This window comes from Kitasatospora sp. NPDC101183 (assembly GCF_044767945.1).
GTDB lineage: Bacteria > Actinomycetota > Actinomycetes > Streptomycetales > Streptomycetaceae > Kitasatospora.
Genome location: NZ_JBIWOW010000005.1, coordinates 82,361 through 101,728, shown reverse-complemented (window position 1 = coordinate 101,728; position 19,368 = coordinate 82,361). Strand labels below are relative to the sequence as shown.

The 19,368-nt window shown below is 74.4% G+C and carries 19 protein-coding genes; 9 read left to right on the top strand and 10 right to left on the bottom strand.

Annotated features, from left to right (window positions below):
* Positions 1–12: 12 nt before the first annotated feature.
* From ACIRRS_RS08035 to ACIRRS_RS08025, 3 genes are read right to left on the bottom strand one after another with little or no spacing between them, the layout of a single operon-like run.
* Positions 13–1,011 carry an adenosine deaminase gene (locus ACIRRS_RS08035; protein WP_402966587.1) on the bottom strand — a complete coding sequence of 333 codons (999 nt, stop codon included), beginning with the start codon at positions 1,009–1,011 and terminating at the stop codon, positions 13–15.
* Positions 1,012–1,061: 50 nt separating this feature from the next.
* On the bottom strand, positions 1,062–2,339 hold the full coding sequence (locus tag ACIRRS_RS08030) for an MFS transporter (protein ID WP_402966585.1): 1,278 nt from the start codon (positions 2,337–2,339) through the stop codon (positions 1,062–1,064).
* Positions 2,336–2,929 (bottom strand): ArsR/SmtB family transcription factor, encoded by a 594-nt coding sequence (locus ACIRRS_RS08025; protein WP_402966583.1) that lies wholly within the window; start codon positions 2,927–2,929, stop codon positions 2,336–2,338. Before ACIRRS_RS08025 ends, ACIRRS_RS08030 begins: the two co-directional genes overlap by 4 nt.
* A 131-nt stretch (positions 2,930–3,060) precedes the next feature.
* Here ACIRRS_RS08025 and ACIRRS_RS08020 point away from each other — a divergent pair, with 131 nt between their 5' ends.
* Complete coding sequence (locus ACIRRS_RS08020; RefSeq protein ID WP_402966581.1) at positions 3,061–3,342, top strand: DUF6158 family protein; 282 nt, start codon at positions 3,061–3,063, stop codon at positions 3,340–3,342.
* A 126-nt stretch (positions 3,343–3,468) separates the two neighbouring features.
* On the top strand, positions 3,469–4,857 hold the full coding sequence (locus ACIRRS_RS08015) for an NADP-dependent succinic semialdehyde dehydrogenase (RefSeq protein WP_402966579.1): 1,389 nt from the start codon (positions 3,469–3,471) through the stop codon (positions 4,855–4,857).
* 26 nt (positions 4,858–4,883) lie between these two features.
* Here ACIRRS_RS08015 and ACIRRS_RS08010 read toward each other — a convergent pair whose 3' ends face one another.
* Both ACIRRS_RS08010 and ACIRRS_RS08005 read right to left on the bottom strand, forming a co-directional pair.
* On the bottom strand, positions 4,884–5,165 hold the full coding sequence (locus tag ACIRRS_RS08010; RefSeq protein WP_402966577.1) for a hypothetical protein: 282 nt from the start codon (positions 5,163–5,165) through the stop codon (positions 4,884–4,886).
* A 54-nt stretch (positions 5,166–5,219) separates the two neighbouring features.
* A complete protein-coding gene (locus ACIRRS_RS08005) occupies positions 5,220–6,143 on the bottom strand; it encodes a Ku protein (RefSeq protein ID WP_402966575.1) in 924 nt (307 codons plus the stop codon).
* Between the two features lie 123 nt (positions 6,144–6,266).
* On the opposite strand from ACIRRS_RS08005, the gene ACIRRS_RS08000 reads away from it, so the two are divergent.
* Positions 6,267–6,539, top strand: a complete 273-nt coding sequence (locus tag ACIRRS_RS08000) for a hypothetical protein (protein ID WP_402966573.1) — start codon at positions 6,267–6,269, stop codon at positions 6,537–6,539.
* A gap of 3 nt (positions 6,540–6,542) precedes the next feature.
* On the opposite strand, the gene ACIRRS_RS07995 is transcribed toward ACIRRS_RS08000, so the two are convergent.
* Positions 6,543–8,159, bottom strand: a complete 1,617-nt coding sequence (locus ACIRRS_RS07995; RefSeq protein ID WP_402966571.1) for a tryptophan halogenase family protein — start codon at positions 8,157–8,159, stop codon at positions 6,543–6,545.
* A 254-nt stretch (positions 8,160–8,413) separates the two neighbouring features.
* Here ACIRRS_RS07995 and ACIRRS_RS07990 point away from each other — a divergent pair, with 254 nt between their 5' ends.
* The 5 genes from ACIRRS_RS07990 (at position 8,414) to ACIRRS_RS07970 (ending at position 16,628) form a co-directional block, all read left to right on the top strand.
* Positions 8,414–9,457, top strand: coding sequence for a polyprenyl synthetase family protein (locus tag ACIRRS_RS07990; protein WP_402966569.1), 1,044 nt, complete (start codon positions 8,414–8,416; stop codon positions 9,455–9,457).
* A 244-nt stretch (positions 9,458–9,701) separates the two neighbouring features.
* Positions 9,702–11,117: an amino acid permease gene (locus ACIRRS_RS07985; RefSeq protein ID WP_402966567.1), complete on the top strand. Its 1,416-nt coding sequence runs from the start codon at positions 9,702–9,704 to the stop codon at positions 11,115–11,117.
* 642 nt (positions 11,118–11,759) lie between these two features.
* The gene (locus ACIRRS_RS07980; protein WP_402966565.1) at positions 11,760–12,416 is read left to right on the top strand and encodes a transglycosylase SLT domain-containing protein; all 657 of its coding nucleotides are present in this window, start codon (positions 11,760–11,762) and stop codon (positions 12,414–12,416) included.
* Positions 12,417–12,610: 194 nt separating this feature from the next.
* Positions 12,611–13,615, top strand: a complete 1,005-nt coding sequence (locus tag ACIRRS_RS07975) for a glycosyltransferase family 2 protein (RefSeq protein ID WP_402966563.1) — start codon at positions 12,611–12,613, stop codon at positions 13,613–13,615.
* Between the two features lie 130 nt (positions 13,616–13,745).
* The gene (locus ACIRRS_RS07970; protein WP_402966561.1) at positions 13,746–16,628 is read left to right on the top strand and encodes an FAD-binding and (Fe-S)-binding domain-containing protein; all 2,883 of its coding nucleotides are present in this window, start codon (positions 13,746–13,748) and stop codon (positions 16,626–16,628) included.
* A gap of 2 nt (positions 16,629–16,630) precedes the next feature.
* Here the strand turns inward: ACIRRS_RS07970 and ACIRRS_RS07965 are convergent, their stop codons facing one another.
* The 3 genes from ACIRRS_RS07965 to ACIRRS_RS07955 are packed head-to-tail and all read right to left on the bottom strand — an operon-like array spanning position 16,631 to position 18,162.
* The gene (locus ACIRRS_RS07965; protein WP_402966559.1) at positions 16,631–17,062 is read right to left on the bottom strand and encodes an Imm49 family immunity protein; all 432 of its coding nucleotides are present in this window, start codon (positions 17,060–17,062) and stop codon (positions 16,631–16,633) included.
* Between the two features lie 41 nt (positions 17,063–17,103).
* On the bottom strand, positions 17,104–17,616 hold the full coding sequence (locus ACIRRS_RS07960) for a hypothetical protein (protein WP_402966557.1): 513 nt from the start codon (positions 17,614–17,616) through the stop codon (positions 17,104–17,106).
* A 42-nt stretch (positions 17,617–17,658) separates the two neighbouring features.
* On the bottom strand, positions 17,659–18,162 hold the full coding sequence (locus ACIRRS_RS07955) for a DUF1453 domain-containing protein (protein WP_402966555.1): 504 nt from the start codon (positions 18,160–18,162) through the stop codon (positions 17,659–17,661).
* A gap of 82 nt (positions 18,163–18,244) precedes the next feature.
* Between ACIRRS_RS07955 and ACIRRS_RS07950 the strand changes: the two genes are divergently transcribed.
* Complete coding sequence (locus ACIRRS_RS07950) at positions 18,245–18,877, top strand: TetR/AcrR family transcriptional regulator (RefSeq protein ID WP_402966553.1); 633 nt, start codon at positions 18,245–18,247, stop codon at positions 18,875–18,877.
* Here the strand turns inward: ACIRRS_RS07950 and ACIRRS_RS07945 are convergent.
* Complete coding sequence (locus ACIRRS_RS07945; RefSeq protein WP_402966551.1) at positions 18,874–19,320, bottom strand: CBS domain-containing protein; 447 nt, start codon at positions 19,318–19,320, stop codon at positions 18,874–18,876. The two genes, ACIRRS_RS07950 and ACIRRS_RS07945, sit on opposite strands and share 4 nt — an antisense overlap.
* Positions 19,321–19,368: the final 48 nt, after the last annotated feature.

The following is a 19,368-nucleotide window of genomic DNA, read 5'->3' as shown; positions in this document are numbered from 1 at the left end:
GGTCCGAAACCCTCAGAGCTCCGAGGGCTCGAAGACGAACGCCTCGACCTCGGCCAGGAGTTCGGCGCGCCGCGCCTCGTCCAGGAACGAGGCGCGGAAGGAGTTCGCGGCCAGGCGGCGCAGCGTCTCCTGCTCCAGGGCGAGGGCCTCGCGCACGGCGCGGAAGTTGTCCTCGACGTAGCCGCCGAAGTAGGCCGGGTCGTCGGAGTTGACGGTCACCAGCAGCCCGGCGTCCAGCATCTCGCGCAGCGGGTGGTCCGCGAGGGTGTCGATGCAGCGCAGGCGCACGTTGGAGAGCGGGCACAGCGTCAGCGGGACCTGCTCGCGGACCAGGCGGGCGACGAGTTCGCCGTCCTCCAGGCAGCGCAGGCCGTGGTCGATCCGCTCCACGCCGAGGACGTCCAGCGCCTCGGTGATGTACGAGGCGGGGCCCTCCTCGCCCGCGTGGGCGACGCGGTGCAGCCCGGCCTCGGCGGCCCGGCGGTAGACCTCGCGGAACTTGACCGGCGGGTGACCGACCTCGGCGGAGTCCAGGCCGATGCCGGCGATCCGGCCGAAGTACGGGCGGGCGGCCTCGAAGGTCTCCAGCGCCGACTCGGCGGACTCGTCGCGCAGGAAGCACATGATCAGCCGGGTGCTGATGCCGTACCGCTCCTCGCTGCGCTCCAGCGCGGCGGTCAGACCGTTCACCACGGTGGCCAGCGGCACGCCGCGGGCGGTGTGGGCCTGCGGGTCGAAGAAGATCTCCGCGTGCCGCACGCCCTGCCCGGCGGCGCGGGCGAGGTAGGCGTCGGCGAGGTCGGCGAAGTCCTCCTCGGTGCGCAGCACGGCCATCAGCGCGTAGTACAGGTCCAGGAAGGACTGCAGGTCGCTGAAGGAGTACGCCTCGCGCAGCGCCTCGGTGTCGGCGTAGGGCAGCTCGACGCCGTTGCGGTCGGCGAGGGCGAAGGCGAGTTCGGGCTCCAGCGTGCCTTCGATGTGCAGGTGGAGTTCGGCCTTGGGAAGCGGCATGGGCGATCTGTCCGAGCTGTAGGGGGCGGAATCTTCGGTTTCAGGTGGATTCATCCTAGGAGCTCCGGCCCGGCTGGCAGGTCACGTACGCTCCGCAGCGGGGAGGCCAGCGGCAGCAGCGCGCTCAGGGCCAGCAGACCGGTCATGGTCCACATGGTGCCGCGCGGCCCGATCGCGTCGCCCAGCGCCCCGCCGGTCAGGGCGCCGAGCGGGATGGTGGTGTACGCGGCGACCATCGCGCTGGCCGTGACCCGGCTGAGCAGGGCGGGCGGGGTGTAGGACTGCCGGAAGCTGCCGAGCACGACGTTGGCCACCGTGACGGCCGCGATCACCCCGAACAGCCCGGCCACGTAGAACAGCGCGCCCAGGCCCGGGCCCGTCAGCGGCATCAGCAGGCCGGTCGGCAGCACGACGAGCAGCACGATCCGCAGCCCGCGCGCGCTGCCCAGGCGCCGGCACAGCGGCCGGGCCGCCAGCGCCCCGGCGACGCCGCCGACGGCCCCGGCCGAGGCGAGGGCGCCGACCCAGCCGGGGGCGATGCCCGCGTCGCGGACCAGGAAGAGGACCACGATCGACTGGTAGCCGGTGAGGGCGAAGTTCGCGGCGGCGCCGTACAGGGTGAAGGAGCGCAGGTACGGGTCCCGCCAGAGGAAGGCGAGGCCCTCGCGGACCTCGCGCGGCAGGTCCCTTCCGCCCTGGCCCGGGGGTGCGGCGGCGGGCCGGGCCCGGACCTTGAGCAGGGTGCCGGCGGCGATCAGGAAGCTGACCGCGTCGAGGAGCAACCCGGCCGCCGCGCCGAGCAGTTGGACGGTGAGGCCGGCCAGTCCGCGCCCGGCGACCTCGGCCGCCGAGGCGCTGCCGCCCAGTGTGGCGTTGGCCTCGATCAGGCCCTCGGCCGGGACGAGTTCGGGTACGAAGACGTGGAAGGCCGCGTCGAAGAACACCGCCGCCGTGCCCGTGAGGAAGGCGACGGCCAGCAGTTGGGCCAGGGTGAGCACGCCCAGCGCGGCGGCCAGCGGGACGCTCGCGAACAGCGCCGCCGAGCCGAGGTTGCAGCCGATCATCACCGCCCGCCGGGGCGCCCGGCCGACCCACACCCCGGCGGGCAGGCCGAAGAACAGCCAGGGCAGCCAGACCAGGCCGGTCAGCAGGCCGACGGCGAACGGCCCCGCGTCCAGGGTGAGCACGGCGACCAGCGGCAGGGCGATGGAGGTGACGCTGCTGCCGAGCTTGCTGACGGTCTGGCCCGCCCACAGCAGCCGGAAGTCCCGGTCGGCGAACAGGCCCCAGCGGGAGGGGACTCGGGCTGCTTCGAGGGTCGCGCTCACGGCTGCGCCGGGACGGCGTGGGAGAAGGCGAGGACGGTCTCGCGCGCGCGGCCGTCCTCGGGCACGGGCCGGTCGGCCCACTTCTGGATCACCGCGTGCAGGTCGGCGGCCAGTTCCCTGGCCTCCTCGGGGGTGAGCCGCAGCCAGCTCTGGGTGGAGATCGCGCAGCCGTCCTGCCACGCGGCCGGGTAGCCGCTGCGCCGCAGCGCCCATGCGCGGACCAGCTCGACCTGGCGTTCCAGCAGGATCGACCCGGCCGCGTCGGCGACGGCCTCGGAGACCGGGTCCCCGTCGAAGTCGGCGCGGGCCCAGGCGAGTTCGCGGTCGGCCAGGCGCCACCAGCGCTCGCGGCGGTCGCGGGCGAGCTCGGGGGCCTCCTCGATCAGCGTGCTCTCGGCGAGCACCTTGAGGTGGTGGCTGACGTTGCCCACCGCCTGGCCGGTGCGCCCGGCGAGCTGCCCGACGGTGGCCGGGCCGTCCACCTTGAGCAGGTCGATCAGGCGGCGGCGCAGCGGGTGGGTGAGGGCGGCGAGGACCCGGGAGTCGTCGATCGACCGGCTGCCCCGGGGCGGATGCGTGGAGTCGTCCATGCCCGGGAGGATATCCACAAGAACTCTTGTACGACATCTCTTTTACAAGACTCCTTGTGGAGTGCGGATCGCCCCTCCGGGCCCTCGGGCGCACCCTGGAGGAGGGGCCTTCACCGAGGAGGTACCGAGACATGCGGCACGTCGACGACCCGCACATCCGGCCCGAGGGCGTCTCCCCGCACGCGCTGGGCAACGACACCCTGCTGCACGAGCTGGAGCAGCTGCACCGCACCCGTCACGAGACCTTCCTGTACGGCTCCGAGGACGCGCTCAAGCGGCACACGCTGCGCATGGGCCAGCTGGAGGCCGAGTACCTCCACCGCTTCCCCGGCCGCCTGGTGACCGCCGGGCGCACCAGGGCCGGGGCCAGGGCCCGGGAGGCGGCGGCGCGCGCCGAGTCGCTGCCGGAGTGACCCAGGCCGCAGCGCGGCCCGCCGTGACACGCCGGGCCGCGTGCGCGTGCCCGGGGCCGGGCGTCGGGGAGGGTGAGTGCAGCCCTCACCCCCAGCAGCTCGCACCCCAGCACCCGGGAGCCCCGCATGCCCATCGCCAGCGTCAACCCCGCGACCGGCGAGACCCTCCGGACCTTCGACGCCCTCGACCCCTCCGGCGTCGACCAGCGCCTGGCCCGCGCCGAGGCCGCCTTCCACGGCTGGCGCTCCACCCCCTTCGCCGCCCGCGCCGGCCTGATGCACCGCGCCGCCGACCTGCTGGAGCGCGACCAGGAGGCCGTCGCCCGCACCATGACCGAGGAGATGGGCAAGCCGCTCGTCCAGGCCCGCGCCGAGGCGGCCAAGTGCGCCAAGGCGATGCGCTGGTACGCCGACCACGCGGAGTCCCTGCTCGCCGACGAGCACCCCGCCCCGGCCGACGTGGCCGACGCCGGGGCCTCGCGCGCGTACGTCCGCTACCGGCCGCTCGGGCCCGTCCTGGCCGTGATGCCGTGGAACTTCCCCTTCTGGCAGGTGATCCGCTTCGCCGCGCCCGCGCTGATGGCGGGCAACACCGGCCTGCTCAAGCACGCCTCCAACGTGCCGCGCACCGCGCTGGCCATCGAGGACCTGTTCCGCCGGGCGGGCTTCCCCGAGGGCTGCTTCCAGACCCTGCTGATCGGCTCGGGCGCCGTCGAGGGCGTGGTCCGTGACGCCCGGGTCGCCGCCGTCACCCTCACCGGCAGCGAGCCGGCCGGTCGGGCCGTCGCGGCCGCGGCGGCGGACGAGGTGAAGAAGTCCGTGCTGGAGCTGGGCGGCAGCGACCCGTTCGTCGTCCTGCCGAGCGCCGACCTGGACGCGGCGGTGCGCACCGCCGTCCGGGCCCGGGTGCAGAACAACGGCCAGTCCTGCATCGCGGCCAAGCGGTTCATCGTCCACACCGACGTGTACGACCGCTTCCTGGCCGGCTTCACGGAGGGGATGCGGGCGTTGAGGGTCGGCGACCCGATGGACGAGGCCACGGACGTGGGCCCGCTGGCCAGCCGCCAGGGGCGCGACGACCTGGAGGAGCTGGTCGAGGACGCCCGGGTGCGCGGCGCCCGGATCGAGTGCGGCGGCGGGCGGCCGATGGGCTGGGACACCGGCTGGTTCTTCGAGCCGACGGTGCTCACCGGCGTCACCCCGGCCATGCGCATCCACCGGGAGGAAACCTTCGGCCCCGTCGCGACCGTCTACCGGATCGCCGACCTGGACGAGGCGGTGGCGCTCGCCGACGACACGCCGTTCGGGCTGAGCTCCAACGTCTGGACCCGGGACGAGGGCGAGCAGGAGCGCTTCGTGCGCGACGTCCAGGCCGGCGGGGTGTTCTTCAACGGGATGACGGCCTCCCACCCGGCGCTGCCGTTCGGCGGCGTCAAGCGCTCCGGGTTCGGGCGGGAGCTGTCCGGGCACGGCATCAAGGAGTTCTGCAACGTCACCACGGTGTGGATCGGCTGAGCACCCCGCCGTTCGCGCGCGCCGGGTCAGGACGCCACGCGGTGCCTGCCCCGGCCGGGGGTCATCCAGCGGGCGACCACGCCGCCCAGGGCGACCACCGTCAGGCCCCAGAAGATCGCCATCAGCACGAGCATCGGGGTCAGGCTCACCTGGGTCGCGACCATGCCCAGGCCGACGGAGAGGGCGACCATGAAGGTCACCACGGTGGGGCTGAGGCTGAGCAGCCAGTGCCAGGCGCGGTGGCCGAAGCCACGGTTCGCCACGGCCTCGGGGCCGGTGTCCAGTTCCTTGTAGGTCAGCAGGTCCATATCGGGATCGCCTCCGGGGGGTGGGGGTGGAGGGAACGGCCTGGTCCGCCGTGGTCAGGAGGCCTTGCGCGGGGCCGTGGACTTCCGGGTGGTGGTCTTCTTGGCGGCTTTCGCGGGCGCCGCGGCCTTCTTGGCCGGGGCACGCTTGCGTGGTGCCGGCTTCTCCTCCGAAGGCTCCTCCGGTTCGGCCGCCCGCCCGTGCTCGCTCTGCGCCTGGCGCAGGCTGCTGCGCAGCGCCTCCATCAGGTCGATCACGTTGTCCGGCGCCTCGCCCGCCGCCTCCTCGTGCGGCAGCTCGACGCCCTCCAGCCTCGCGGTGATCACCTGCTGGAGCGCCTGCTGGTAGTCGTCGTGCAGTTGGGAGAGGTCGAAGTCCTCGGAGAGGGTGTCCATCAGCGAGCGCGCCATCTTCAGTTCCTGCGGCCGCACGGTGACCTCGCCCTCGGGGGCGATGCCCGCCGCCGGGCGCACCTCGTCCGGCCAGATGCAGGTCTGGAGCACCAGGGTGCCCTCGTGCACCCGCAGCACCGCGGGCGATTCCCGGGTGCGCAGCGCGATCTTGGTGACGGCGATCTGCCCGGCGTCCAGCAGGGCGTCGCGCAGCAGGGCGTACGGCTTGGCGGCGGACTGGTCGGCGACGCCCACGTAGTAGGCCTTGGAGAACATCAGCGGGTCGATCTCGCCCGCGTCGACGAAGGCCAGCACGTCGATGATCTTCTTGCTGGGCAGCGGCAGGTCCGCGAGGTCCTCGTCGGTGAGCGTGACGGTCCGGCCGTCCGGAGACTCGTAGCCCTTGGCGATCTCCGCGTACGGGACCTCCTTCTCCTCCCGCTCGCAGTATCGCTTCATCCGCACCCGGCCGCCGTCCTTGGCGTGCACCTGGTGCAGCGGGACGTCGTGCTCCTGGGTCGCGGAGTACAGGTGGACGGGGATGCTGACCAGCCCGAAGCTGATCGTCCCCTTCCAGGTGGTCTGCATGGGGTCGCTCCTGGGACGGCGACGAGGACGATGACACCGACAACGCCCCGAGACCTCCCACTGTGCCCCGATCCGGCGCGTCCGGCCACACCGGCGGAGACTGGCCCCGGGAGGTCGATGCGCATGAGCGTCCGGAGCCCCGGGGACGCCGTCTACCTGGTGACGTACGCCGTACGCGGCGAGGCCGGGCCGCGCCGGGCCCGGGTCTCGCTGCTGCCCGGGTACGCCCGCGAGTCGGACGTGCCGCGGCTGCTGGCCGCCCGGCTGACCGGGCGGCCGGGCGACGCGGGGCTGATCACCGTGCTGGACACGCACGAGGAGCCGGACATGCGCGAGGAGCCGGAGACGCGCGAGGAGCCGGAGACGCGCGAGGAGCCGGAGACGCGCGAGGAGTGAGCCTCAGGAGACGGGCCGGCCCGCGACCGACCAGCCGTGCAGGTGGCGCAGGTAGTCGTGGGCGTCGGGGAGGGTGTCCACCAGGTTCTGCTGCTGGCGCTTGATCCGCTCGAACAGCGGCTCGGCGCCGCGCACCGACTCCGGCCGGTGGGCGAGGGCCGGCAGCGGGGCGTCCGGCTCCGTGCCGAGCCCGGCGAGGACGGCGTAGTAGCTGGCGTTCGTCCAGAGCCGGCCCGGCTCCGGCGTGCCGCCGCCGTAGTAGACCCGCTCGTCCACGGCCGGGAACCCCAGCGGCAGCCCCGCCCGGTAGGCGACGGTCTTGGCGCGCAGGCTGTCCGGCAGCGCGACCTCGTGGGCGGCCCGCCAGAACGGCGTGTCGGTGCGCCGGGCGCAGGCGAAGTGGGCCTGGACGAAGTCCCGGGACTCGTCGAACTCGGTGGCGACCTCGCGGTTGAAGCCGTCCAGCAGGGCCGGGGCGAAGCAGTCCGCCGGGAAGTGGCGGGCCAGTTGCTGGAGCGCGCTGGAGACGAAGTGCAGCGCGGTGGGCTCCAGCGGCTCCAGCAGGCCCGCGCTCTCGCCGATGCCCACGCAGTTGCGCACCCAGGCGCGGCGGGCGCGGCCGGCCCGGAAGGCCGTCTCGGCCGTCTCGGCGCGCCCCGGGTCCAGGCCCCAGAGGCGGCACAGGTCCTCGGTGGCCGTGCCCGCGTCGGCGAAGGCGCTCGCGTAGACGTAGTTCGACTCGAACTGGCCGAGCACCGGCGTCTTCCCCGCCCAGCCGGAGGGCATCGCGAGGACGGTGCGGTACGGCTCCAGGCCGTGCGCGTAGTCGTCGTGCGGCAGGCGCACCGTCACCGCGCGGTCGCAGAGCAGCTGGTCGCCGAGGTCCAGGTACGGCTCGGCCATCGCCTGGCGCAGCAGGCGGGCGCGGGGGCCGGAGCAGTCGACGAAGAGGTCCCCGTCGAGCACCTCGCCGGCGGTGGTGTGCAGCGCCTCCAGGTACCCGTTGACGTCCGTCTCCACCCGCGCCAGGGCGCCGGGGACCCTGCGTACGCCCAGGCTGCCCGTGGCGTGGCGGCGCAGGAAGTCGGTGAAGCGGGCCCGGTCCAGGTGCCAGCCGTAGCGGGTCGCCGGGCGGCCGTCCATCCAGCGCGGGGAGCGGCGGGCGTCCAGCAGCGGGGGCTCGCGGAAGCAGGCGTAGTCGAAGGGCTCGACCGTGCCGCCGTGGTGGCGGCGGTTGTGCCAGTAGTGCGACAGCGGGACCTGGTCGTGCTCGGGGAGCAGGCCGTACGCGTGGTAGAACGCGTCGGCGCCGCCCTGCGGAAGCTCGCGGGCCACGGCCTCGCCGGCGCCGCCCGTACGCCAGTTGACGAAGCGCAGGGCCGAGCCGAAGGTCGCGCCGGACTCGCGCATCCAGTCGTCCTCGGCGATGCCGAGGACGGCGAAGAAGGAGCGCTGGAGGGTCGGCAGCGCGGCCTCGATCCCGGCGTCCGCGGCGGTCTCGGGCTCCTCCAGGACCGTCACCTCGACCGTCCCCTGCAAGGCCTTGCGCAGGTACGCGGCACTCATCCAGCCGGCCGGGCCGCCCCCCAGCACCACCACGCTCCTGATCCGGGCGTCCATCTCCGCTCCCCTTCCGCCGGTCCGTCTTCTCGGACGGCACCAGCGTGGGGGCTGCGTCTATGACGAACCTATGGTCCGACGGACCGACGGCCTTCCGGACGGCAGGAAACTGCCACCGGTATCTGCATGTCGGCACTTTGCTGCCAATCGAACAGTCTTGCCCGTGCGGGCCGCGCGGCTTCCGTAGGGTCGGCCCCGGGGGAACGCACACGCACCACGCGGCACATGCACCACGGACCTACGGGGAGGGCCCGATGAACAGCCTCACCACGCACGACCTCCGGCCGGCGCAGGCGCCCAACCGCCTGCTGGACTCGCTGCCCGGCACCGACCCCGAGCTCGCCGCACGGCTGCAACGGCGCCTCGCCCTGGTCGAGGAGCGCCTGCTGGAGTGCACCCGGGGCGACAGCACCGGGCCGGCAGCCACCGCCACCAGCCACCTCATCGGCGCCGGCGGCAAGCGGCTGCGGCCCCTCCTCGCGCTGCTGGGCGCGGAGTTCGGCGATCCGGAGGCCGGCGGCGTGGTCGACGCCGCCGTCATCACCGAGCTGGTCCACGTCGCCTCGCTGCACCACGACGACGTCATGGACTCCGCCCCCACCCGGCACGGCGTCCCCAGCGTCAACGCCCGCTGGGGCAACACCATGGCCGTCCTCACCGGGGACCTCCTGCTCGCCCGGATCGCCAAGCTCGCCGCCGGGCTCGGGCAGGGCGCCGTCCAGCTCTACGCGGACACCGCCGGACGGCTCGTACGCGGCCAGCTGCGCGAACTCTCCAGCCCGCCCGGCCCCGAGGGGCAGCCCGAGCACCACTTCTCGGTGATCGCCGACAAGTCCGGCTCGCTGATCTCCGCCTCGGTCCGCCTCGGCGCCCTCCAGGCGGGCGCGCCGACGGAGGTCGAACAGGCCCTCGGCGTGTTCGGCGAGCACCTGGGCTCGGCGTTCCAGATATCCGACGACCTGCTGGACATCACCTCCGAGCGCACCGAGTCCGGCAAGCAGCCGGGCACCGACCTCGCGATGGGCGTCCCCACCCTCCCCGTCATCCTCGCCCTCACCGACACCGACCCGGGCGGCGCGGAACTGCGTGACCTCCTGGAGCACGCCGACCTCTCCGAGGAACCGGCCCGCACCCGCGCCCTCGCCCTCCTGCGCACCTCCCCCGCCCTCGACCGGACCCGCGCCGTCCTCGCCACCCACATCCACCGCGCCCACGCCGCCCTCACCCCCCTCCCGCCCCTCCCCGCCCGCCACACCCTCACCACCCTCACCACCGCCCTCCTCGGCCGCACCTCCTGACCCGCCGCCTCCCCGCAGAGCCCTCCCCCTGCTGACCCTGCGTCAGATCTGAGCTTTCCGCCACCACCCCGCACCCGCCCTGACCTGCGACTTTCCGTCCGCTCAGCGAACAGATGCCCAGCCCCTGTTCCGATACCCGGGCGAAGAAGTTAGGTTGCACCGCAATGCGCGGTTCGTCCCCCCACCCTCCGGCGTGTCGAGCCGAGGGTCAGGCCGCGCGGGAAGGCACAGGGCAACCCCAACGATGAGTGCGGACACCACCAACCCGCCGATCACCACCCCCGGCCCACACGGCGACGGCCACCTCAAGGCCGGGCTCAAGAACCGCCACCTGTCGATGATCGCCATCGGCGGCGTGATCGGCGCCGGCCTGTTCGTCGGCTCCGGCGCGGGCATCGCCGCCACCGGCCCCGGCATCCTGCTGTCCTACACCCTCGCCGGCGTCCTGGTCGTCCTGGTGATGCGGATGCTCGGCGAGATGGCCGCCGCCGACCCCCAGAGCGGCTCGTTCTCCGCGTACGCGGACCGCGCGCTGGGCCGGTGGGCGGGCTTCACCATCGGCTGGCTGTACTGGTTCTTCTGGGTCGTCGTCCTCGCCGTGGAGGCGACCGCCGGGGCGAAGATCCTGCACGGCTGGGTCCCCGGCGTCCCCCAGTGGGGCTGGGCGCTGATCGTGATGGCGGTGCTGACCGCCACCAACCTGTTCTCCGTCGCCTCCTACGGCGAGTTCGAGTTCTGGTTCGCCGGCATCAAGGTCGTCGCGATCGCCGCCTTCCTGGTGATCGGCGCCCTCGCGGCCTTCGGCCTGCTGCCCGACACCCACGCCGTCGGCCTGACGAACCTCACCGGCCACGGCGGCTTCCTGCCGAACGGCGTCGGCGCCGTGTTCACCGGCATGCTCACCGTCGTCTTCGCCTTCATGGGCAGCGAGATCGTCACCCTCGCCGCCGGCGAGTCCGAGGATCCGGAGCGCGCCGTGAGCAAGGCCACCAACAGCGTGATCTGGCGCATCGGGATCTTCTACCTGGGCTCGATCCTGCTCGTCGTCACCCTCCTCCCCTGGGACTCCTCCGACGTCAAGGCCAGCCCGTACGTCGCCGTGCTGGACCACGTGGGCATCCCGCACGCCGGTCAGGTGATGAACGTGATCGTGCTCACGGCCGTGCTGTCCTGCCTCAACTCCGGGATGTACACGGCCTCCCGGATGGCCTTCTCCCTCGGGCAGCGCGGCGACGCCCCGAAGGCGTTCGCCAAGGTCACGGGCCGCGGCGTCCCCCGGACGGCGATCCTCGCCTCGGTCGTGTTCGGGTTCGTCGCCGTCTTCTTCAACTACACCTACCCGGAGACGGTGTTCGCCTTCCTCCTCAACTCCTCGGGCGCTGTTGCGCTCTTCGTCTGGCTGGTGATCTGCTTCTCCCAGTTGCGGATGCGCCGGATCATCGAGCGGGAGACCCCGGAGCGACTGACCGTACGGATGTGGCTGTACCCGTACCTGACCTGGACGGCCATCGGCATGATCGGGTTCGTGGTGGCGTACATGTTCACGGACGCGGACGGCCGCAAGCAGATGTACCTGTCGCTGGTCGCCGCGGCGATCGTGCTCGCGGCCTCGGCCGTGGTGGGCCGCCGGCGACGGGTCGCGGTGGCGGCGGAGTCCTGACCCGACCGCGCCGCTCGGAACGCCGGGCCCGGGAGCCGTTGCGGAGGCTCCCGGGCCCGGTGCCGTTCCCACCCCTTCCCGGGCCGCAACCGGGCCGCAACCGGGCCGTCACGCTCCGCCGAACTCCGGCCCGCACACGTGTGAGGCCGCGCACAGCCCGTACGGCGTCCACGACCCTCGATAGTCGTCGCGCCCCGCACCGGCCCGCCGCCACCGCCCGGACGGCCTCGCGCGCCCGGCCCGTCCCGCCGGTCGCACCCCGAACACGCCAGGCCACCGCCCGTCCCGACCCCCACACCCTTCGGCGGTACCGGGCCTGAACCCCCACATTCTCAATTCGGACATTTCACAGCAAAGTCCCCGAAGATCCCCTGTGCAGCACCCCCGCAGCCACTACCCGCCGTAGTAGCGGGCGCCTTTGCCACCCGTCCGCCGCCCTGCCAAGAATGGCCCGTCGCCAGGCAGCGCGGTCGGCCCGTCCGTGCCGCGCAGCCCGCCCGCCCCGCCGCTTCCGCCGGGGCGCCACGGCCGTCCCGATACGGCCGCGCGGGCCCCGCTCACCCGGAGCCCGTGCGATGCCCCGCGCCCCATCGCCGTAGGCGCGGACCCGACGGCCCCCGACGGAGAAGGATCGCCCGCCCCATGCCGCTCAGCCATGCCCGCCGCAACTCCCTGATCACCGGCGTCACCACGCTCGTGGTGGCCGGTGCCGCCACCGCCGCGCTCGCCCTCCCGGGCGTCAGCAGCTCCACCACCGTCGTCGCCGAGGCCCCCGCGGCCGCCGTGTCGGTGGACGGGCAGCCGGTCGCCGACCAGGCCCCGGCCTCCGCCCAGGCCCAGGCCGAGGCCGACGCCCAGGCCGCCGCCCAGGCCCAGGCGCAGGCTCAGGCTCAGGCTCAGGCTCAGGCTCAGGCCGAAGCCGAGGCGAAGGCCCAGGCGGACGCCAAGGCCAAGGCGGACGCCGACGCCGCCTCCCGCTCCCAGCAGCGCAAGGACCTCGCGGCCGGCTTCTCCGGCTCCCCGCAGCAGATCGCCGCCCAGATCGTCCCGGCCGGCCAGCTGCAGTGCTTCAGCAACATCGTCTTCCACGAGAGCAGCTGGAACCCCCTCGCCGTCAACGCCTCCTCCGGCGCGTACGGCCTGGTGCAGGCCCTGCCCGGCTCGAAGATGGCCTCCGCCGGCGCCGACTGGCGCACCAACCCGGCGACCCAGATCGCGTGGGGCCTGGACTACATGAACTCCCGCTACGGCAGCCCCTGCGCCGCCTGGTCGTTCTGGCAGAACCACCACTGGTACTAAAGAGCACCCGAAGGCCGGGGTCCGCGTCTCGCGGCCCCGGCCTTCGCGCGTCCCGCGTCGCCACCTGCCGTGGACACGCCCGGCAGGCGGCGTGAAGATCTGGCGCACGGACGTACCCTTCGCCCCGCCTTGCCCGGATTCACGCCGAGGCGGGGCTTTGCCACCGTTCGCGCGCCCTCTTACGCTCCGGCGTCATGCCCTCACCCCTCATCAGCGTCGTCGTCCCCGCCTATGACCAGCACAAACAGCTCGCCGAGTGCCTCGACTCGGTGCTCGCGCAGTCCCTCGACGACGTCGAGGTGATCGTCGTCGCCGACCGCTCCCCGGAGTCCGACGGCGACCTCGCCGAGGCCTACGCGGCCCGCCACCCCCGCGTCTCGGCGCTGCGGCTGAACGCGGCCGTCGGCGTCGGCGTGTGCCGCAACGCGGGCGCGGCCCGGGCGCGCGGCGAGTACCTGCTCTTCCTCGACGCCGACCACCTCCTCCCCCGCGACGGCCTGCGCGTCCTCGCCGACCGCCTGCGCGGGACCGGCCCGGTGGACGTCCTGCTGTTCGGCCACTCCCGCCACCACGGCGGCCGCGACTGGCCCGGCGCCGCCGAGGCCCTGCTCGCCGCCGCCGGCCCCGAGCCCTTCGCCCCCTTCGACCGGCCCGAACTGCTCGGCGCGCCCCCGCTGATCTGGGACCGGCTGGTCCGCCGCGGCCACTGGGAGGAGCTCGCCCTCGCCTTCCCCGACGGCCGGTACGAGGAGGTCCCCGTCGTGCACGCCGCGATGCTCGGCGCCCGCACGGCCGCCGTGCTGCCCCGCGAGTGCGTGCAGCTGCGCCGCCGGGAGACCGTCCACCCCTCCAGCGGCCCGGGCAGCAGCGTCTTCGACCTCTTCGACCAGTACGAGCGCAGCTTCGCCCTGCTGGAGGACCAGCCGCACCTGTACGCGGTGCGCGACGCGCTGTTCGTGCGGATGGTCCGGCACTACCTCTTCGTCTTCGACCTCGCCGGCTGCGTCCCCCGCGCGGAGCGCCCGCAGTTCTTCCACCGCGCCGCCGAGCACCACCGCCGCTTCCTGCCGCCGGGCCACCGCAAGCCGGGCGGGCGCGAGGGCATCAAGTTCGCCCTGCTGGCGGGCGGCGCCTACCCGGCCTTCGAGGTGGCCAAGCTCTCCCACATCGCCAAGGGGACGCTGACGGGCCGGCGCTGAGCCTGTCGGCGGGCCGGGACCGCCTCAGGACACCTGGTCGGCGGTACCCCCGTCGCGCCCGGTGCCCCTGCGGGGCCGGGGCTGGCATGCTCGGAGGTCGCCGAGAGCCCGCGAGCCCCGGAGGTCACCGATGAGCCGTCCGTCCGCCGACCCCGGGGCCGCGTTGGCCCGCGAGCTGGCCTCCGTGCTGCGCGGCGAGGTCCGCTTCGGCACCGCCGAGCGGGCCGTCTACGGGCAGGACGCCTCCAACTACCGCCACCCGCCCCTCGGCGTGGTCAAGCCCGCCGACCTCGACGACGTCCGCACCACCCTGGCCCTGTGCCGCGCCCACCGCGTCCCCGTGGTGGCGCGCGGCGCCGGGACGAGCATCGGCGGGCAGGCGATCGGGCCCGGCGCCGTGGTGCTGGACTTCCGCCGCCACCTGGGCGCCGTCCTCGCCGTCGACCCGCAGGCCCGCACCGCCCGCGTCCAGCCCGGCACCGTCCTGGACGACCTCCAGCGCGCCGCCCGGCCGTACGGGCTGCGCTTCGGGCCGGACCCGTCCACCCACAGCCGCTGCACGCTCGGCGGCATGATCGGCAACGACTCCTGCGGCTCCCACTCCCTCGCCTGGGGCCGCACCTCCGACCACGTCCAGGAGCTGGAGCTGCTGCTCTCCGACGGCACCGAGCTGACCGTCGGCGGCCCGCTCACCGCCGCCGAACGCGCCGCCCTGCGCCGCCTGCCCGGCCGGGCGGGCCAACTCCACGCGCAGCTCCAGGAGTTCACCGACCGCAACCTGGCCGTCATCCGCCAGGGCATGCCCCGCCTGCCCCGCCGCACCTCCGGCTACCCGCTGGACGCGCTGCTGCCCGAGCACGGCCACGACCTCGCCCGGGCGCTCACCGGCACCGAGGGCACCTGCGCCCTGCTGCTGGGCGCCACCGTCCGCCTCGTCGAGGAGCCGCCCGCCCGCGCCCTGGTGGTGGCCGGCTACCCCGACGAGGGCGCCGCCGCCGACGCGATCCCCGCCCTGCTGCCGTACGGGCCGCTCACCGCCGAGGGCATGGCCGCCGACCTGATCGCCGCCCTCCTCGCGGCCGGCCCCCGCCCGCCCGCGCTGGACCGGCTGCCCGCCGGCGAGTGCTGGCTGTTCCTGGAGGTCGGCGGCGACACCCCGCTGGCCGCCTACCAGGCCGCCCGCACCCTCGCCGACGCGGTGCGCCGCGAGCGCCGGGCCGCCGTCTCCCTCGTCACCGACCCGGCGGAGCAGCGCCAGCTGTGGGCCGTCCGCGAGGCGGGCGCCGGCATCGTCACCCGCCTGCCCGGGGGCGGCGAGGCCTGGCCCGGCTGGGAGGACTCCGCCGTCCCGCCCGAGCGGCTCGGCGACTACCTGCGGGCCCTGCGCGCCCTGCTGCGCCGGCACAGCCTGCACGGCGTCCCGTACGGGCACTTCGGCGACGGCTGCGTGCACCTGCGCATCGACTTCCCGCTCGGCGAGCCCCAAGGGGTGCTGGTCTTCCGGGAGTTCCTGGAGGACGCGGCCGATCTGGCGGTCTCGTACGGTGGTTCACTCTCCGGCGAGCACGGCGACGGCCAGGCCCGCGCCGAGCTGCTGCCGCGCATGTACCCGCCCGACGTCATCGCCCTGTTCGGCGAGTTCAAGCGGATCTGGGACGCGGAGAACCTCCTCAACCCGGGCGCCCTGGTCGATCCGCGCCCGCTGGACGCGGACCTGCGCTTCGTCACCGCCCCGCGCCGCGCGCTGCCGCTCGCCCTGCCGTACGAGCAGGACGGGGGCAGCCTCGCCAAGGCCGTGCACCGCTGCGTGGGCGTGGCCAAGTGCGTCGCCCCGGGCAGCGGGGTGATGTGCCCGAGCTACCTGGCCACCGGCGAGGAGCGGCACTCCACCCGGGGCCGCGCCCGGCTGCTGGCGGAGATGCTGCGCGGCGAGCTGGTCACCGGCGGCTGGCGCTCCTCGGAGGTGCGGGAGGCGCTGGACCTGTGCCTCGGCTGCAAGGGCTGCGCGAGCGACTGCCCCACCCATGTGGACATGGCCACCTACAAGGCCGAGTTCCTCCACCAGCACCACCGCCACCGGCCGCGCCCGCTCGCCCACTACTCGATGGGCTGGCTGCCGCTGTGGCTGCGGGCGGCGGCGCTCGCCCCCGGCGCCGTCAACACCCTGGCCCGCTCCCGCGCGGGCGCGCTGCTCAAGCGGCTCGGCGGGATCGACCGGCGCCGGGTCCTGCCCGTCCTGCCGCCGGAGACCTTCACCCGCTGGTACGGGCGGCGCGGTCCCTCGCCCTCGGGCGGGCGGCCGGTGCTGCTGTGGCCGGACACCTTCTCCGACCACCTCCAGCCGCGGGTGCTGCGCTCGGCCGTCGAGGTGCTGGAGCACCTGGGCTTCGAGGTCCACCTGCCGGGCGGCCCGGTCTGCTGCGGCCTCACCTGGTACTCCACCGGCCAACTCGACACCGCCCGGCGGGTGTTGCGGCGCAGCCTCCGGGCGGTCGGCGCAGCCGGGCTCCCGGCCGACACCCCCGTGATCGGCCTGGACCCGAGCTGCACCGCCGCCCTGCGCGAGGAGGCCCCGAAACTGCTCGGCCCGGACGCCCGCCCCTTGGCCGAACACACGCGCACCTTCGCGGAATTCCTGGACGAGCACGCCCCCGAGGCCCCGCTCCCGAAGATCCCGCTGGACGCGATCACCCAGACCCACTGCCACCAGCACGCCGTCCTCGGCAGCGCGGCGGACCGGCGGGTCGAGGCCCGCCTCGGCCTCGACAACCGCGTGCTGGAGGCCGGTTGCTGCGGCCTGGCGGGCGACTTCGGCTTCACCCGGGGCCACTTCGAGGTCTCCGAGGCGATCGCGGAGCGCGTCCTGCTGCCCGCCGTCCGCACCGCCGCACCGGGCACGGTGGTGCTGGCGGACGGCTTCAGCTGCCGCACGCAGATCGCCCAACTCGGTGACGGCAGGCAGGCGTTGCACCTGGCCGAGCTCATCGCCCGGGCGCTGCGCGAGGAGGGCTGACCTCAGCCCCGCGCGGGCCCGGTGACCAGCGCGTGCGGCAGGTGGTCCGTCCCGATGCCGGGCAGCCAGCCCCGGCGCCGGTGGGCGATCGCCGCGAGGGCGAGCGGCGGCCGCGGCAGCAGGCTCGCGGGGCCCGGCTCGCCGCCGCGCCCGTCCCGCCAGGGCAGCAGGGCGGCCAGCCCGGCCCCGTACGCCTCACGGTCCCCGGCGAGGACGGCCCGCAGCACCTCCAGCGCGAGCGCGTACGGATGCTCGCCGCCGCCCCCGCCCCGGATGCGAATCCGGGCCAACCCGGCCTCCACCGCCGCGAGGGCCCTCCGGTCCCGGTCGTCGCTCGGCTCCCCGCGCATCGCGCGGATCGCGGTGGAGAGCCGCTCCTCGAACCCCTCCAGCGCCTCCGCGAGCAGCTCGCCCCGCACCTCGTGCCGTTCCATCCGCGCCTCTCCCCCTGGTCGATCAACGATTCGCCCACATCCTAGGAACCGCCGCCGACGCCTCCCGCCACGAGGAAGGCCCCGGCGTGCGCCGCGGCCTCCTCCCGGCTCGGGTACCCGGCCGCCGACTCCCCGGCCACGCCGTCCGCCCCCGTCCCGAACCAGTGCCAGCCATCCTCGGACTCCACCAACTCGGCCACCCCGCCGAAGAGTTCGAGCACGCCAGGACGCGCCGCCCGGGCCACGGCCTCCGGCCACTTCTTCCGCGCGCCCTGCCGGGTGATGCCCCAGGCCGCGCCCAGCTGCTCGTAACTGGCGCCGTACGAACCGGCGGTGGCGGCCGCGAGCGCGGTGAGCCGCTTGACCTCGGCGTCGACCAGCTTCCAGGCGGACAGCACGGAGAGGGCCGTGTCGACCGGCTCCCCGTGCCAGCTCCGCTCCTGCGACAGCCCGGTCTCGCGGGCGCGTACGGCGGCGGCGAGCGGGTTCAGCGCGTCCACGAGGGCGCGGCCCAGCTCCGCGCTCTCCTCCGAGGTGATCTCCACAGTCGTCATGCCGACAACCATAGTTACCGCAAGGCTCCGTGACAACCATCGTTACCGATCGAACCTCGACAGCGGGCCCGCCTCCCGGCGCTCCGGCGCGAACGGCGTGCCGGAGGCGAGGCCGCGACACCCCACGACCAGCGCCTCGCCCAGGAACCCGACGCCGATGGAGAGTTGGACGGGCCGGGCGTCCGCCGCCAGGCCGCAGCGCGCGGCGAGCAGCGAGAAGCCCGCCATCACCGCCAGCGAGAGCACCGCCACCAGGAACGTCCGCCCCGCGTAGCGCTGCCACAGCACGCCCTCGCGCTCGAACAGCACGACGGTGGCCCCGCGCAGCGCGCCGAGCGCGAGGCCGAGCACCGATCCCGCGCCCACCCAGACGTAGTCCCCCGCGCGCAGCCCGTGGTGCTGCGCGAGCGACCAGAGACCGAGGGCAGTGAGCACCACCGGCGCCGCGAAGAGGTCCCTGGCATTGAGCGGCTCGCCGCGCAGGCGCCGCACCACCACCACGACCACCACCGCCGCGATCCCCGCGTACACCCACAGATGCGCCATCCCCACTCCCCCAGTTTTTATAACTCGACCGTGCTAAATAAGCGGCGTCAGCAATGTAGCTCGACCGTGCTATAACGGCAACATGCCCAAGATCGTCGACCCCGTCGAACGCCGCCAGGCCGTCGCGGACGCCGTCCTGCGCGTCGCCGCCCGCGAGGGCCTGGAGCACGCCTCGCTGCGCAACGTCGCCGAGGAGGCCGGCCTCGCCATCGGCTCCGTCCGGCACTACTTCGCGGGCGGCTCCGAGCTGATGATCTTCGCGATGGCGGAGCTGGCCCGCCGGATCGACACCCGGATCCGCACCCGCGCCCGCGCACTGCTCGACCCGGCCCCCGACAGCGGCGCCGACACCGCCACCGACCGACGCGCCGGGGTCGAGCGCCTGCTCGCCGAGGTCCTCCCCCTGGACGAGGGACGCCGCGAGGAGTCCTCCCTCTGGCTCTCCTTCGTCACCGCCGCCCGATTCCGCCCCGAACTACGCTCCCGCGCCGCTGAGTTGCAGACCGGACTGGACGAACTGATCCGCCACGTCCTCGTCGAGACCGACCGCGCGGGCGGGCTCGCCCCCGGCCTCGACCTCGCCGTCGAGACCCGCCGGCTGTCCGCCCTCCTGGACGGCCTCACCCTCCAGGCCGTCCAGCACCCCGACCTCGTCGGCCCGGACGAACTGCGCGCCGTCCTGCGCCGCCACCTCGACAGCCTCCGCAGCCCTTAGGAAGCCGCCGCCGTCGGGGCCTCCTCCGCACAGACCGCCGACACGAACTCGGCCAGCCGCGCCTGCGGCAGCCCCCGGGCGATGTCGGCCTCGCTGATGATGCCGACCAGCTTGTGCTCCGGGTGGTTGATCACCGGCAGCCGCCGCACCTGGTACTGCTCCATCACCCGCAGCACCTGCTCGCAGTCCTCGTCCGCCTCCACCGTCATCGGCCGCCCCAGCGCCAGCTCGCCCGCCGTCACCTGCGCCGGGTCCCGGCCCTCGGCGACGCAGCGCAGCACGATGTCGCGGTCGGTCACGATGCCCAGCAGCCGCTCGTCGTCCCCGCAGATGGGCAGCGCGCCGACGTGCCGGTCCCGCATGATCCGGGCCGCCTCGGCCAACGTCTGGCCCTCGCGGACGCACTCGGCGCCGGGGTGCATGATGTCGATCGCTCTGGTCATGATCCGCCTCCTGACCTGACTTCCACCCCCTCGTCCATCCTGGTCCGG

Bases quoted from the DNA above. Each gene is read 5' to 3' on its own strand.
- ACIRRS_RS08035 (WP_402966587.1), bottom strand. From the start codon at position 1,011: ATGCCGCTTCCCAAGGCCGAACTCCACCTGCACATCGAAGGCACGCTG.
- ACIRRS_RS08025 (WP_402966583.1), bottom strand. From the start codon at position 2,929: ATGGACGACTCCACGCATCCGCCCCGGGGCAGCCGGTCGATCGACGAC.
- ACIRRS_RS08020 (WP_402966581.1), top strand. From the start codon at position 3,061: ATGCGGCACGTCGACGACCCGCACATCCGGCCCGAGGGCGTCTCCCCG.
- ACIRRS_RS08015 (WP_402966579.1), top strand. From the start codon at position 3,469: ATGCCCATCGCCAGCGTCAACCCCGCGACCGGCGAGACCCTCCGGACC.
- ACIRRS_RS08010 (WP_402966577.1), bottom strand. From the start codon at position 5,165: ATGGACCTGCTGACCTACAAGGAACTGGACACCGGCCCCGAGGCCGTG.
- ACIRRS_RS08005 (WP_402966575.1), bottom strand. From the start codon at position 6,143: ATGCAGACCACCTGGAAGGGGACGATCAGCTTCGGGCTGGTCAGCATC.
- ACIRRS_RS08000 (WP_402966573.1), top strand. From the start codon at position 6,267: ATGAGCGTCCGGAGCCCCGGGGACGCCGTCTACCTGGTGACGTACGCC.
- ACIRRS_RS07995 (WP_402966571.1), bottom strand. From the start codon at position 8,159: ATGGACGCCCGGATCAGGAGCGTGGTGGTGCTGGGGGGCGGCCCGGCC.
- ACIRRS_RS07990 (WP_402966569.1), top strand. From the start codon at position 8,414: ATGAACAGCCTCACCACGCACGACCTCCGGCCGGCGCAGGCGCCCAAC.
- ACIRRS_RS07985 (WP_402966567.1), top strand. From the start codon at position 9,702: ATGAGTGCGGACACCACCAACCCGCCGATCACCACCCCCGGCCCACAC.
- ACIRRS_RS07980 (WP_402966565.1), top strand. From the start codon at position 11,760: ATGCCGCTCAGCCATGCCCGCCGCAACTCCCTGATCACCGGCGTCACC.
- ACIRRS_RS07975 (WP_402966563.1), top strand. From the start codon at position 12,611: ATGCCCTCACCCCTCATCAGCGTCGTCGTCCCCGCCTATGACCAGCAC.
- ACIRRS_RS07970 (WP_402966561.1), top strand. From the start codon at position 13,746: ATGAGCCGTCCGTCCGCCGACCCCGGGGCCGCGTTGGCCCGCGAGCTG.
- ACIRRS_RS07965 (WP_402966559.1), bottom strand. From the start codon at position 17,062: ATGGAACGGCACGAGGTGCGGGGCGAGCTGCTCGCGGAGGCGCTGGAG.
- ACIRRS_RS07960 (WP_402966557.1), bottom strand. From the start codon at position 17,616: ATGACGACTGTGGAGATCACCTCGGAGGAGAGCGCGGAGCTGGGCCGC.
- ACIRRS_RS07955 (WP_402966555.1), bottom strand. From the start codon at position 18,162: ATGGCGCATCTGTGGGTGTACGCGGGGATCGCGGCGGTGGTGGTCGTG.
- ACIRRS_RS07950 (WP_402966553.1), top strand. From the start codon at position 18,245: ATGCCCAAGATCGTCGACCCCGTCGAACGCCGCCAGGCCGTCGCGGAC.
- ACIRRS_RS07945 (WP_402966551.1), bottom strand. From the start codon at position 19,320: ATGACCAGAGCGATCGACATCATGCACCCCGGCGCCGAGTGCGTCCGC.